General features: G+C 52.5%; 12 protein-coding genes. 7 read left to right on the top strand and 5 right to left on the bottom strand.

The window, feature by feature from the left end; translation table 11 throughout:
• Window positions 1-14: 14 nt before the first annotated feature.
• From ACWIZX_RS15290 to ACWIZX_RS15300, 3 genes are all read left to right on the top strand, one after another.
• Entirely contained in the window at window positions 15-749 is a 735-nt protein-coding gene (locus ACWIZX_RS15290; protein ID WP_448336406.1) for a Rossmann-like domain-containing protein, read from the top strand.
• Between the two features lie 65 nt (window positions 750-814).
• Window positions 815-1006, top strand: coding sequence for a PspC domain-containing protein (locus ACWIZX_RS15295; RefSeq protein WP_322794267.1), 192 nt, complete (start codon window positions 815-817; stop codon window positions 1004-1006).
• A gap of 70 nt (window positions 1007-1076) precedes the next feature.
• Window positions 1077-2054: a LiaI-LiaF-like domain-containing protein gene (locus ACWIZX_RS15300; protein ID WP_322794268.1), complete on the top strand. Its 978-nt coding sequence runs from the start codon at window positions 1077-1079 to the stop codon at window positions 2052-2054.
• Window positions 2055-2303: 249 nt separating this feature from the next.
• On the opposite strand, the gene ACWIZX_RS15305 is transcribed toward ACWIZX_RS15300, so the two are convergent.
• From ACWIZX_RS15305 to ACWIZX_RS15315, 3 genes are all read right to left on the bottom strand, one after another.
• Window positions 2304-3479, bottom strand: a complete 1176-nt coding sequence (locus ACWIZX_RS15305) for a phosphoglycerate kinase (protein ID WP_322792937.1) — start codon at window positions 3477-3479, stop codon at window positions 2304-2306.
• 121 nt (window positions 3480-3600) lie between these two features.
• Window positions 3601-4653, bottom strand: coding sequence for a type I glyceraldehyde-3-phosphate dehydrogenase (gene gap, locus ACWIZX_RS15310; protein ID WP_448336407.1), 1053 nt, complete (start codon window positions 4651-4653; stop codon window positions 3601-3603).
• A 33-nt stretch (window positions 4654-4686) separates the two neighbouring features.
• Window positions 4687-6045 carry a gluconeogenesis factor YvcK family protein gene (locus ACWIZX_RS15315; protein WP_322792935.1) on the bottom strand — a complete coding sequence of 453 codons (1359 nt, stop codon included), beginning with the start codon at window positions 6043-6045 and terminating at the stop codon, window positions 4687-4689.
• Window positions 6046-6155: 110 nt separating this feature from the next.
• Between ACWIZX_RS15315 and ACWIZX_RS15320 the strand changes: the two genes are divergently transcribed.
• From ACWIZX_RS15320 to ACWIZX_RS15335, 4 genes are all read left to right on the top strand, one after another.
• Window positions 6156-7094: an ROK family protein gene (locus ACWIZX_RS15320; RefSeq protein ID WP_448336408.1), complete on the top strand. Its 939-nt coding sequence runs from the start codon at window positions 6156-6158 to the stop codon at window positions 7092-7094.
• A 205-nt stretch (window positions 7095-7299) separates the two neighbouring features.
• On the top strand, window positions 7300-8652 hold the full coding sequence (locus ACWIZX_RS15325) for an acetyl ornithine aminotransferase family protein (RefSeq protein WP_322792933.1): 1353 nt from the start codon (window positions 7300-7302) through the stop codon (window positions 8650-8652).
• Window positions 8653-8664: 12 nt separating this feature from the next.
• Window positions 8665-10248, top strand: coding sequence for an ATP-binding protein (locus ACWIZX_RS15330; protein WP_322792932.1), 1584 nt, complete (start codon window positions 8665-8667; stop codon window positions 10246-10248).
• Window positions 10249-10341: 93 nt separating this feature from the next.
• The gene (locus tag ACWIZX_RS15335) at window positions 10342-11694 is read left to right on the top strand and encodes a CpXC domain-containing protein (RefSeq protein ID WP_448336409.1); all 1353 of its coding nucleotides are present in this window, start codon (window positions 10342-10344) and stop codon (window positions 11692-11694) included.
• Here the strand turns inward: ACWIZX_RS15335 and cydC are convergent.
• Together cydC and ACWIZX_RS15345 are read right to left on the bottom strand one after the other, a co-directional pair.
• The gene (gene cydC / locus ACWIZX_RS15340; RefSeq protein ID WP_448336410.1) at window positions 11683-13443 is read right to left on the bottom strand and encodes a thiol reductant ABC exporter subunit CydC; all 1761 of its coding nucleotides are present in this window, start codon (window positions 13441-13443) and stop codon (window positions 11683-11685) included. The genes ACWIZX_RS15335 and cydC overlap by 12 nt on opposite strands.
• A partial coding sequence (locus ACWIZX_RS15345) for an ABC transporter ATP-binding protein/permease (protein WP_448336411.1) occupies window positions 13440-14513 on the bottom strand: 1074 nt, incomplete at its 5' end. The genes cydC and ACWIZX_RS15345, both read right to left, overlap by 4 nt.

Genomic DNA, 14513 nt, shown 5'->3' on the forward strand with positions numbered 1-14513 from the left:
AAGGGAGGGACACCATGCAACTGATCAAAACTTTATTGAATACTTTACCCGCCGAACCCGTCCCGCTGCGCAAGGTCATCATGGGGGTGAACTGGACGGCCGTTTGCAGCCAGAGCTGTGGACTGGCGGCCACATTGCGCTACGAAGGCGAACATGGCAGCCACCGCATCCGCGATGTGGGCAGCCTTCATCAAAAATCGGCTCAGGAACTGGCCGGCTGGCTGGAATCGGACAACCCGCTGGAAGCCAGTCTGGGGCTGGCGGCATTGAATTCGCTGCTGCCCCCGCCTGCGGCTGCATTGCTGACCGAAATCAACGCTTTTGACCTGCTGCAACAAATGGCTGCGGGTAAAACCATCGTCATGGTCGGCCACTTCCCACAGGTTGATAAACTGCGTCAGGGCGGGGCGCGCGTGCTGGTGCTGGAAAAACAGCCACACGGCAGCGATTTGCCCGCCGAAGCCGCCCCGGACGTAGTCCCGCTGGCGGACATTCTCGCAATTACCGCCACCACCCTCATTAACCACACCCTGGAAGACTTGCTGGGCTGGCGCAATCCGAAGGCGCTGGTCATGCTGTTGGGGCCGAGCACACCGCTCACCCCACTCCTGTTTGATTTTGGCGTTCATCTGCTCTCCGGCACGCAAATTGTGGATGAGGAAGCCGCTCTGCTCACCATTCAGCAGGGAGCTGCCTTCCCGCAGGTCAAGGGCACCCGTCTGGTCACCATGAGCCGACTTCCGCGCTGAAATCCGAAAATTTTCGCAACTTTTTTGATACCTCCCTCGTAAATACTCTATGGAGGTAGTTAACCATGCAAACCAAACGTTTATTTCGTAGTCGTCAGGAAAGAATGCTGGGCGGTGTTTGTGGCGGCCTGGCAGAATATTTAGGACTGGATCCCACTGTCGTACGGTTGGTGTTCCTGCTGTTGTTTTTCCTCGGTGGTCAGGGGCTGCTGGTTTACCTGATCATGTGGCTGATCGTCCCCGAAGAGCCGCTCTAAAAACTTTCCAAATGGCTGTGGCGCTCAATACATCCTGCCACAGCCATCTAACTCAAAGGCAGGTGTACGGATGAATCAGAAAGCATACCGTTCTTTATTCTGGCCCATTTTGTTGATTGGCGTTGGGCTCATCTGGCTGCTGAGCAACCTCGGTGTTATTCCACGGGAGAACTTTGCCATGTTGAGCAGCCTGTGGCCGTTGATTTTAATTGTCATCGGGCTGGATTTACTGTTCGGGCGTCAATCCCCACTGCTGGGAGCTGTGGTTGGGTTGGTTGCGGTCGGCATCGCTGTTGTCGTGCTGATTGCCGGCCCGGCTTTAGGGCTTTCTACCGCTGGAATTTTGCGCCACGAGTCGCTCCGCGAACCGCTGAGTGAGACAACCCAGGCCGAAATCACCCTCAATTTGAGCAGCCAGCCCGCCCGCATCTATCCGCTGAGCAATTCCACCAATCTTTTCGAGGCGGAAATTGATTATTTTGGTGAATTGCGTTTCACTTCAAGCGGCACCCGGCTGCGCCGCATTCGGCTGGAACGCTTCCAGCCAAATCCGTCCGTCAGTTTCTCCCCCGACCCCACCGCCCGCTGGGAGATCGGCTTGACCCCTCAAATTCCACTCGCCTTAAGGATTGACGCATCCTCCGGTTCGGTTGATCTCAACCTTGCCGGCCTGCAATTGACTGATTTACAGATAGACCAGGCCTCCGGCAGAATGGAGATCGAACTACCCGAAAACAGCACAGCCTATACCGCGCGCATCGAAGGCGGTTCCGGCAGTCTGCAAATCAACCTGCCCCGCGAGGCCAACCTGACCTTGCGGTTAGATGGCAAAAGCGGGGCAATCCGCATTGCTGCTCCTCCCGAACTTCCTTTAAGGGTGGAAATCCGCGACTCTGGTTCGGGGAATGTCTCCCTGCCCGACTGGTTGCAGCGCATCTCCGGACGGGACAAAGAGGGCGTGTGGGAAAGCGCGTCCTATTCCAGCGCGGCTCAGCGTGTACTCATCATTTGTGAAGATTTAGGTTCGGGCTCATTCACCGTTCGCTGAGAATGAATCAGCGCCTGATCAAAGACGGCTGGATATCCATAGAAAACGCCAGCCGTCTTTGATTTAACATCAATTCGGGATAAATCATTTTTACATCAACTTTCGAGTTTCGTCCCCCTCCCGCCTCCCCCAAAATCGCAGGCGCGATTTTGGGGGAGGTGCAGGTGGGGGTGATTGGTATTGCATGCAAGGTTTTGATCTTATCCCGAGATCACGTTATTTTACGTTAAAAATTTGGAGGAGGTTGAACTATTTATCCGCCAATGCAGCCACACCCGGCAGTTCCAGCCCTTCCAACATTTCAAGGGATGCACCGCCGCCAGTTGAAATATGGGTGATTTTATCAGCAAGACCCGACTGGTTGATCGCAGCAACCGACTCGCCGCCGCCAATCACGCTGATCGCACCGGAAGAGGCCACCGCTTTAGCAATGCCGTAGGTGCCTTCGGCAAACCTGGGGAACTCGAATACACCCATTGGGCCATTCCATACGATCGTACCGGCGCCGTTGATCACTTTAGAATATGAGTCAACGGTTTCCGGACCGATGTCCAGAATCCGCCAGCCATCCGGTACTGCGCCAACCGGCATCACCCGCGATTGAGCCTCGGCATCAAACTTATCCGCAATCACCACATCCACCGGAAGGCGAATTTTGTCCTTGCCCTCCGCCAGTAACTGACGGGCAGTTTCCAAAGCCTCTTCCTCCACCAGCGAATCGGCCATTGGGTAACCCTGCGCCTTGAAGAAGGTGTTTGCCATCCCGCCGCCGATCAAAATGGTATCGGCTTTTTTGAGCAGATTTTTAATTACACCGATTTTATCGCTGATTTTCGCGCCACCCAAAATTGCAACAAACGGCCGTTTGGGATCATCAATCGCCTGCCCGAGGTACTTAATCTCTTTTTCCAGCAAAAACCCGGCTACTGCCGGAAGATAAGCGGCTATCCCCGCCGTCGAGGCATGAGCACGATGTGCGGTTCCAAAAGCATCATTGACATAAATATCCGCCAGTTTGGCAAGCGCTTTGGACATGCCTTCGTCGTTCTTTTCTTCTTCGGGATGAAAACGGGTATTTTCCAGTACCAACACCTCGCCGGGCTTCAAGGCGGCAGCAGCCGCTTCAGCCACCGGGCCAATGCAATCTTCCGCAAAGGCAACCGGTTTACCCAACAAATTCGCCAGATAATCTGCCACCGGCTTGAGAGAATATTTTGGATCCGGCCCGCCTTTTGGACGACCAAGATGCGAGGCAAGGATTACCGCAGCGCCTTGATCCAAAAGATACTGGATGGTCGGTAAGGCTGCCCGAATACGGGTATCATCACCCACAACACCATCCTTGACCGGCACATTGAAATCTACCCGCACAAAAACCTTTTTGCCTTTTACATCAATATCGCGCACAGTCTTTTTGTTGAACATGTTTTCCTCCCATCAGGGAAATGAACAGAAAAAATCAGGCAGTGAATTCCAGCAAATGTCATTGCAAGACCCCTTACGGGGTCTTGCAATTTTCTCAATTGTTAAGCCTTCCCAAAAGGGTTTAGAGCGATTTGGCCATCATTGCAGCCAAATCGGCTGTTCGGCACGAATAACCCCATTCGTTATCGTACCAGGTAACCACCTTAACCAGATTACCACCCATCACCATATTGGAAGGAAGGTCAACGATGGAAGAACGCGGGTCGCCCTTGAAGTCCATCGAAACCAATGGGTCTGCATACGAACCGGTGGTCACACCCAGAATACCTTTCAATTTGCCGTTTGCGGCCTCAATGAACAGGGCATTCAATTCATCCTTTGTGGTGGATTTTTCAACCGTTGCCACAAAGTCCACAATGGAAACTGTCGGGGTGGGTACGCGCAGGGCATAACCGTCAAACTTACCCTTCAGCTCAGGAATGACCAGCGCGACTGCTTTGGCTGCGCCGGTGGTGGTGGGGATGATATTCAAGCCAGCCGCCCGGGAACGGCGCATCTCTTTCTTATGGCCCTGATCCAGAATGACCTGATCATTGGTGTAAGAGTGGATGGTGGTCATCACAGCCGAGATAATCCCCAGATTCTCATGAACGACCTTTGCAGCCGGGGCAAGGCAGTTGGTAGTGCAGGAAGCATTGGAAATCACATGGTGCTTGGCAGGATCATACTTGTCATCGTTGACACCCAGCACAATGGTAATGTCCTCATTTTTCGCCGGAGCGCTGATGATGACTTTCTTTGCCCCGCCGGCATCAATGTGAATCCGCGCACCGGGCTTACCCTTGGCAGGATCACCAACCGCATCCGTAAACACACCGGTGGATTCGATCACAATATCCACACCCAGATCTTTCCATGGCAGTTTGGCGGGATCTTTTTCCGCAAAGGTCTTTACGGCTTTGCCATCAATGACGATGTCACTACCTACGACTTCGACCTTTCCCGGGTAAATCCCATAGTTCGAGTCATACTTAAACAAATGGGCATTCTGCTGCGGGTCAAACAAATCGTTGACAGCCACCACTTCCAGTTCATTGGGATAGTACTGCAGGATGGCTTTCAAAACCTGGCGGCCAATCCGCCCAAAACCATTGATACCAACTTTGACTGTCATGTAAAACCTCCTATTTTGTAGAAAAGAATTGGATCAGCCTCTCACATCGCTTCTTTCGCTCAGGAGCGGCTCTTCATCACGTTGGAAAACCGGACCCGTTCGATCATAAAACAGGTCCATGACGACCCTGGCAAGTTTTTTGGAATCATGCCGCCAGGGTTGGACTTCATCCAGTAAATCCGCACAATAAATCGGGTACTGCTCGCTCAAGCGTTCGTTGGGCAGAACCGGTTCAACTTTTTCGGGCAGTTGTTCGCTGACCCGATTATTACAAATGACCAGATCAAAAATCCTTCCGCCAAGATGTTTTTCAATTGCCTGAACATGATCAAGGCAGTCGAAATGATCGGTTTCACCGGGTTGGGTGGCCACATTGCAGACAAAAAACTTATATGCCCGGCTGGCATGGACAGCCGCAGCAATATCCGGCACCAGCAGATTAGGCAGAATACTGGTGAACAGACTGCCCGGACCAATCACAATCAGCTCAGCGTTGAGAATTGCCTGAATCGCCATCGGATAGGCTTTGGGGTTGGAAGGTTCCAACCAGACACGCTTGACCTTGCCGGGAGTGGTGGGGATATTGCTTTCACCACGCACACGAATATCTTTTTGGGTAGAAGGATCCACCAGATCCGCCACAAGCCGCACATCGTGTAAAGTTGAGGGCATCACCCTGCCACGAACCGCCAAAACCCGCCCCGATTCAGCAACTGCCTGCTCAAAACTACCGGTAATATCTGCCAGCGCTGAAATAAACAGGTTGCCCAGACTGTGCCCATTGACTCCCGCTGCTTCACTGAAGCGGTACTGAAAAATTTGGGTCAGTAAATCCTCATCATCAGATAACGCCGCCAGACAGTTGCGAATATCACCAGGAGGCAAAATCCCCAAATTGCGCCGCAAAGCGCCTGAAGAGCCTCCATCATCCGCTACCGTTACAATCGCAGTCAGGTTGTGGGTATATTCCTTCAGTCCGCGCAGCAACGAAGACAATCCTGTCCCCCCACCGATGACCACCACGCGCGGGCCTTTTTCCTTTCTGCGGTAACTGCTGACCGTATCCACAATCGGTTTGTCCGGACGCATAAATGGTTTCAGCAGTGAACGGTTGAATCCGATCACACTGTAAAGAATCAACCCAATCCCCACCAACGAGAACACAATTACCCGGATACCGCGGTCAAGTTCCTGAAGGGATAGCAGCGAGAGCATGGGTTGCAGTGTGTCAGGCGCATTTCGGTAAATATCCAGTGCCACCATCGTTAAACCTAACGCCACCAGCGTTGTACCGATTAAGAGAGGAATCAGCCAGCGTTTTACCCCAATACCCGGAGTCAGCCAGCGCAACTCCTGCCTGACCGATTGAAAGAAACGTTGAATTCCGGGCATCTTTTCGGGCTGCATACCACATCTATTTATAATCTTCTTTTCATCCGGCGTCAACAGACAGGCGGTTGATCAGTCAAATTTTGTGATAGTCTTCTGATATAATTTGTGACATGGATAACTTTATTGTAGCAGATATTGGCGGTACTCAAATACGGGTTGCTCTATTTGCGAGGGGAAACATTAACCCGCTGCAGGTTCGCAAAATCCGCACCCGCGATAAAGACCAGTCCCCGCTGGAACGCCTCATCAAACTGATTAAAGAAATTGGGGCAGATACACACCATGTCCGGGCAATTTGTGTGGCAGTACCCGGCTTCATTGATGCGGAAAATGGCGTCATCATAGATGCAAATAACATCCCCGGCTGGGTCAATTACCCTATCCGCCAGTTACTGGCAGAACATTTCTCAGTACCCATTCTCATCGGCAACGATGCCAATCTGGCAGCCCTGGGGGAATGGCGCTACGGCGCCGGTCAAGGACACCATCATATTTTATATTTGACCATCAGTACCGGTATCGGTGGCGGAGTCATCATAAACGACCAGTTGTTGGTCGGGTCGCGCGGTCTGGCGGCAGAATTTGGGCATGTCACCATCATACCCGAAGGGCCGTCCTGCAGTTGTGGTCAGCGCGGACACCTGGAAGCAGTGGCCTCCGGCACGGCAATTGCCCGCTGGGTGCAGGAGAAGATTGGGCTGGGATTTCCTTCTTCCCTGCAGGGAAAAACCACGATCAGCGCGAAAGATGTTGCCGACGCTGCCCGCGAAGGGGATGAACTGGCATTGCGAGCGATGAACCGCGCCGGCACTTATATCGGTTATGCTATTGCCGACTTTTTACATCTATTCAATCCCTCCATCGTTATCCTTGGCGGCGGCGTCTCAACTGCCGGCCCAATCTTGATTGATCCGCTGCGCACCGCAATTTTGGAACGAATTATGGATCGGGCGTACCTGAATGACCTGACCATTACAACCGCCCATTTGGGGGATAATGCCGGCCTTGTCGGGGCATTGGCACTGGCTGAAAGCGGAGTTGATCCGTAAGGACTTCCAAAACCGGTTCCGATTGTTTGGCACATCCACGCTGGAAAAGCGAACTCATTTAGGCTAAAACGTCGGAATCGCCTGTGGATATTTCGGTTTGTCCTTTGAACGGATTTGCTATAATCATTTCAAGGATTGTCAATTTCAGATCATTTCGTTTTCTCTACCCTTATCACCTGACCAATCAATAATTTATGGAGGATTTATGCCGCTAAAGAACCTGCCCGGACCCCAAGCGCGGAAGTGGATCGAGCGTGATCACGCTGTAATTTCACCATCCTATCCTCGGGGTTATCCGTTCGTCATGGATCACGGACGGGGTGTAGAAGTTTGGGACGTGGACGGCAACCGTTTTTTGGATTTTTCAGCAGGGATTGCTGTGGTTTCCACAGGACACTCTCACCCAAAGGTGGTCAAAGCCATTCAAGAACAGGCTGAAAAGTTTATCCACATTTCCTCAGATTTCTATCACCAGAAATGGATTGAACTGGCAGAGAAAATCAATGAAATTGCCCCCTTTGAAGAAGACGCTGTCAGTTTTATGACCAATTCAGGTACCGAAAGCATTGAAGCCGCCATTAAACTGGCACGCTACACCACCAAAAGAACGGAGTTCATTGGTTTCTTAGGGGGGTTTCACGGGCGTACAATGGGTGCGGTAACCTTCACCGCCAGCAAAGCCTCTTATCATCGCGGTTTCTTCCCATTGATGAACGGCGTGGTTCATGTTCCGTTTGCCGATCCCTACCGCCCAATTCTGGCAAGCCGACCGGGTGAGGATTACGGCGAAACCGTTGTGCGTTACATCGAAGAGGAAATTCTGGGGCGTATCCTGCCTGCCGATGCAGTTGCCGGCATTCTGGTTGAGCCAATTCAGGGAGAAGGCGGTTATATCGTACCCCCGACTGGTTTCTTCCCCGCTCTGCGTCGTTTATGTGATCGGTACGGCATCTTATTAATCGCCGATGAGGTACAATCCGGCGTAGGACGCACCGGTAAATGGTGGGCGATTGAGCATTTTGGCGTCGAACCCGATATTTTCTGCGTTGCCAAGGGGATTGCCTCCGGCATGCCACTGGGGTTAATGGTAGCTCGAAAATCACTCGTTACCTGGCCTAAGGGCTCGCACGGCAATACCTATGGCGGAAATCCGCTCTCCTGCGCTGCTGCGCTGGCAACGCTTGAAATTATCGAAAATGAACTGATGGAAAACGCCACCCGCGCCGGCAGCTATGCACTTGAAAAATTACGCGTCATGCAGGCAAGGCACCCCACCATCGGCGAAGTGCGCGGAATCGGGCTGATGATTGGAATTGAATTCGTCTATGACCGTCAAACCAAATTGCACGCCGATGACCTGCGTGACCGGATCGTAGACCTGGCATTTGAGAGAGGGTTATTAACCCTCGGCGCGGGTAGAAATGTCATCCGCATTTCACCGCCGCTGAGTGTCAATCTGGCCGAGCTGGATGAGGGTCTGGAAATACTGGAACAGGCCATTGCTCAGGCTGAGGAAGAACTGCTGCCCGTTCATGAGGCTGAAGCACAGCCCTGTTAAGAGGATTTTTGAATGCTACTGCCTGACTTTCGTGTCCGCCAACGGGATTATTTACTGGAAATTTCCCGCGCGCTGACTCAGGAACTCGATCTGGAAAAGCTGCTCGGACGCATTCTGGCAATTTCAATTGAAATGCTGGCCGGTCAGGCAGGACTGATTGCCTTGCGGGATGAACACGGCAGCTGGACCGTTCCGGTTTCGCACGGCCTGCCGCCTCTCTTTTTGCGTTACCTTGCCCCCTATCTGGATCAGATTACCGAAGATACCCCCCCGGACGAGTTCGAACTGCTCGAAATCAACCGCCGTTTGCGTGAACTGGCGCGTATGGCCAGCATGGGGCTGTTGAATGGGGTTGTCCTGCCGCTGGTAGCCCGTCAGATCGTTGTGGGCGTGATTTTCATCTTCCGTTCTTATCCGGATAATTTTTCCGCCAATGACCGCGCCCTGTTGCGCAGTTTTGCCGATCAGGCTGCCATTGCCGTTCAGAATGCTCAACTGTATACCCAATCCGAACGCACCACCCAGCGGTTGAACGCCCTGCTGGATTCGGTTGCCGATGGCATCCTCATCCTTGCCCCCGATCTGCGAATTGAACGCAGTAATCCGGCTGCGGCAAGACTGCTCAACCACCCGATTGAGAAAATGCAGGGAAAACCGCACGAAGAAATTATCCGCTGGGCAAAACCACCCCGGGATATGACTCTCGAACAGGCGGTGGCGGGTGGCTGGCCGCTTACAGCCCACGCACACCTGTACGTAGAAGGGGATCTCATCCGCAGTGATTCGCTTCCCCCTCTACCGGTGGGTATTACCTATGCCCCGCTGATTTCGGAGGGGATATTGTTGAATATCATCGCCACTCTGCGCGATATTACCCATTTCCGGCAGGCCGAAGAATTAAAAAGTACGTTTATCTCCATCATCTCCCATGAGCTTAAAACACCATTGGCATTGATCAAGGGTTATGTCAGCACCCTGCGCCGCGAGGATGCCCGATGGGATCGTGAAATCGTCAATGAAAGTCTGGCAATTATCGAAGAAGAAGCCGACCGCCTGGACTTGCTGGTTGAAAACCTGTTGGATGCTTCCCGTCTGCAGGCGGGTGGATTAGCCCTCAAACTCTCCGATGTCAACGTCCCGGACCTTGCCCGCCGCACCGCTGAACGGATGCAGATCCAGACCACCCGCCACACCATCCTGACCGATTTTCCTCCAGATTTTCCGGTAATTCTGGCGGATGAGAACCGCCTGCGTCAGGTGCTGGCAAATTTGATTTCCAATGCGATCAAATATGCCCCGGAGGGAGAAATTCGCATCAGTGGCCAGGTAAGACCGGATATCGTCATCATTTGCGTCAGTGATCAGGGACCGGGCATAGCGCCAGATGATATTCCGCATGTTTTCGACCGGTTTTATCGCTCTCCTGAAGCCATGCGCCAGACCAAAGGAGCCGGTTTGGGCCTTTACCTCACCAAAGCCATTGTCGAAGCCCATGGCGGGAAAATCTGGGTGGATACCGAAAGCGGCAAAGGCGCTCGGATTTGTTTTTCGCTGCCGCGTACAGAAGAAACACCCGCCCCGCCGAAAGTGGTATAATGAAGCCCGGTATAAATTCGCCGCTCGCTGGGGCAAGGAATACCCCGCCCCAGATTTTTAAGTTATTTTTTGACAGAAGGTGAGAGAATTCGAATGGCAAAGATTCAAACCCAGTGCCCCCGTTGTAAGGCCCCCGTTGTAGCAGAAATTGAGCAACTTTTTGATTTGAACGTCAACCCGCAAGCCAAACAACGCTTGCTCAGCGGTCAGGTCAATGTGATTCATTGTCCCGCCTGCGGCTACGAAGGTATGCTTGGCACACCCATTGTGTATCATGACCCTGAAAAGGAATTATTGCTCACGTTTGTCCCTTCGGAACTGGGCTTACCGGCAAATGAACAGGAAAAACTGATTGGTCCGCTGCTCAATCAGGTGATGAACAAACTACCGCCGGAAAAACGCAAAGCCTACCTGCTGCGTCCTCAAACCATGTTCACCTTTCAAACCTTAATTGAACGGGTATTAGAGGCTGACGGCATCACCCGCCAGATGATTGACGAGCAACAAAAACGGCTCAATTTACTTCAGCGCATTCTTTCCACCCCGCAAGCCGAATCGCGTCTGGAAATTATCAAACAGGAAGAAGCCTTGATTGACGCCAGCATGTTTTCTCTGCTCACCCGTCTGATCGAAAGCGCACTGGCACAAGGAGATGAGCGGGGAGCAAGAGTTCTGGCTGCCATTCAGAAAGAACTGTTAGACAACACCACCATCGGTCAGGAAATCAAAAATCAATCCGAAGAGGCCCAGCAAGCCGTTCAAATGCTGCAGGAAGCCGCAAAAGAAGGTTTTACCCGCCAGAAATTGCTCGATCTGGTTATTCAAACCGCTGAAAGTGATGTCAAACTCAGCACCATCGTCTCCATGACCCGCAATGGTATGGATTACACCTTCTTCCAGATGCTGGCCGAACGAATTGAACAAGCCAGCGATGAAGAAAAAACCCGCCTTGAGAATTTGCGTCAAAAACTGCTTGACTTTACTCGAAAAGTTGATGAGCAGATTCAACTGCAACTGGAAGACAGCCGCAAATTACTCAACCAGATTCTGGCTGCCGAAAATGTTGAAACCGCAACTCAGGAACATTTGGGTGAACTGGATGCCTACTTTGTTGAGGTATTGCAGCAAGAATTGAACGCCGCCCGTTCCAACGGAGACCTGGATCGGATTGCCAAATTGCAACAGGTTAATGGCGTTCTTGAACAGGCATCTGCTCCGCCGCCTGAACTGGCACTGATTGAGCAGTTACTCGAAGCGCCCAGTTATGATGAGCGCATGAAACTCTTGCAGGAAAAATCCGAAATGGTCACCCCGGAATTTGTGCAAATGCTTTCCGCGCTGATTGCCCAGAGTGAAGAACAACAGCCCCCCGAAGTAGTAACCGCCTTGAAGGAGATTTACCGCATCGCTCTGCGGGTTTCGATGATGTCAGCCCTAAACCAGTAAGTGAGGTCCGGCATTCCACAACACGCGCTGTTGCGCCTGCCATAACCCGGCATACACACCGCCTGTCGCCAGCAGGCGGTAATGATTTCCCCGCTCAATTACCCGCCCTGCCTGCAACACAAGAACTTCATCTACTTGTTCCATGCCAATTAAGCGATGAGTTATCCATAAAACGCCCCGCTCTTGAAAGAGGTCAAATAAGGTTTTCATTAATCTGATCTCATTCAGAGAATCCAGACCTGCAGTTGGTTCATCCAGCAGGATAAAGGGGGCATTGCTTAACAAAGCACGCGCCACCGCCAGTCGTTGACGCTCCCCTCCGCTCAAAAATTGACCGTGTTCGCCAACCCAGGTTTCCAGTCCATTGGGTAAAGCCTTCAGCCATTCACTCAAACCCGCTAATTGGATAGCGCGGAAAAGTTCCTGCTCATCCGCTTCAGGGCGGGCAATCAACAAATTCTGCCGGACAGTAGCGCTGAACAGGTATGGCGCAGCCGAAACAACCCCGAAATAACGGCGGATGTGAGTCGAATCGAAGTTTTTGTAGTCCAATCCATTGATCCGAATTTCCCCATCATCATAATCCCAATAGCGAAGCACCAGTTGAACAAGGGTGGACTTGCCAGCCCCGCTCTCCCCAACGACAGCAACCTTCTTTCCGGGGAAAAGGGATAAATCCATCTCCTTCAAAGCTGGCAGCGGCCGGCCCGGGTAATGAAAAGTGAGTTTGTTAATCTCCAGCCTGGGATGTTCAACCACGGGAATTTCCTGCGGCTGAAGAGGTTCAGTCACTGCTGGCGGCTGGTCACTGATTTCAAACAATCGCCGGGCCGATTCCAGGTTGCCGCGTAATTGTTGAGCCGCTTGCGGCAGCGGATTGACCGCCTCAAAACTCGCCAGGGTCAGCATGGCCAGCACTGCCAAACGGTAGCCCTCCAGAGAGCCGTTGCTGACCAGTTGTGTGCCAATGCTCAGCACAATCACAAGGGTAAGGCTGGTCAGCACGGTCATCAACCCGTTGACGATTCCATTTCCCAAGACCAATTTCCGCTGAGCCTGAGAGGTTACAGCAAGATGAGATACGAGGCGCTCCTTTTCTTTTTCTTCTCGGCTATACGCAACAATATCCGCCATCCCCTGCAGAACGGCCACGATTTCTGCATTCAATCGCGCCTTATGCTGAACATACTCCACGCCTGTTCTCTGCCCAATCCAAAACGCCAGCAAAGATAAACCGCCTCCACCTGCCAGCAAACCTCCTGCCAGCACCAGCCCCAGCCGCCAATCCACCAGCCCGATAAACCAGCCCATTCCTGTCGTGACCAGGATTGCACTCAGCGGCGGTGCCAGCACCCGAACGTAAAAATTCTCCAGCGTTTCAATGTCCCCAATCGCCCGTTGCAGAACATCCCCGCTACGATAATCCTGCAGCCGGGCCGGAGAAAGCGGCTCAATTTTTGAGTAAAACCATACCCGCAGCTGCGCCAACAGTCGAAAGTTAACCGAATGGGAAACCAGCCGTTCCAGATAGCGCAGTCCCGCGCGTGCAATTCCAAAAAAGCGGACACCCACAATGGCAACCTGTAAAGCTGCAATGCCGGGTTGCAAGGCTGCCCGCGCAATCAAGTCTGCCGAAGTGCCTAACAAACCGATACCCGCAAACACCGTTGCGGCATTCAAAACCACCGATACCAGCACCCACCCCCCAAAGGGTTTCAACAATGCCAAAAGCCGCAGGGTGGTTTTCACAATCCTCCTCCGTACCCCTGAACAAGGCGAGTGTAGTGATCATTTCGCTGGTACAGTTGAGCATGACTGCCCTGCTCGACAATCCGGCCGCCCTCTAAAACCAGGATACGATCTGCACGCATGACGGTTGGCAAACGATGAGCAATCATCAAAACCGTCCGTCCGGCACACAACTGAAGAATACTTTCCTCCAATAACTGTTCCAGAGCGGCGTCCAGATGAGCGGTCGGTTCGTCCAGTACCACAATTGGAGCATCCTTAAGAAAGGCACGCGCCAATGCCAGCCGCTGGATTTCTCCGCTGCTTAATTTTGTCCCTCCTTCTCCCAAGGGGGTTTCCAACCCCTGTGGCAGACGCAGAATCAGCTCCTCAAGCTGCGCAAAATGGATGGCATGCTGCAGTTCATTTGGGCTGCTGGCAGGGGATGCCAGCAACAAATTTTCGCGCAAGGTACCGTGTTGCACGTACGGGCGCTGCCCTACCCAGGCAATCTGCTTTCGCCAGGCGTGCAAGTCAAGTTCTGCCAGGGAATGATGATTAATCCAGATATGTCCTTTTTGAGGCAGGATAAAGCCCATCATCAAATTGGCAATGGTCGTTTTTCCGCTTCCGCTGCTGCCCACCAGTGCCAACACCTCGCCATGCTTTAGTTCGAAATTGATCTCTTTTAATGCCGCCGCATCGCGCCCGCTGAATTGAAAGGATACATTTTCAAAGCGGATGAAATCGCCCTTCCTGAAAGCAGGTACGGCCTTGGCAGATTCGCCGCTTTGAACTGGCAAGGAGTCAACCAGCGCAAAAATACGGCTGGCCGCGCTGACTCCGCTCATGCCGGCATGAAAACGCTGGCCCAGTAAACGTAACGGCTGATAAAACTCCGGTGCCAGCAGTAAAACCACAAAGGCTTGTTGAAACTCCATCAAGCCATACAGCAGACGCAGTCCAATTTGAACCGCAATGACCGCAGTGCTGATGGTTGCCGCCAGTTCCAGCACCAATGCTGAAAGGAACGTGACCCGCAAAACGCTCATCGTCGTGCGGCGGTAATCTTCCGCAACTTTACCAATCCG

This window comes from Bellilinea sp., from assembly GCF_053501535.1.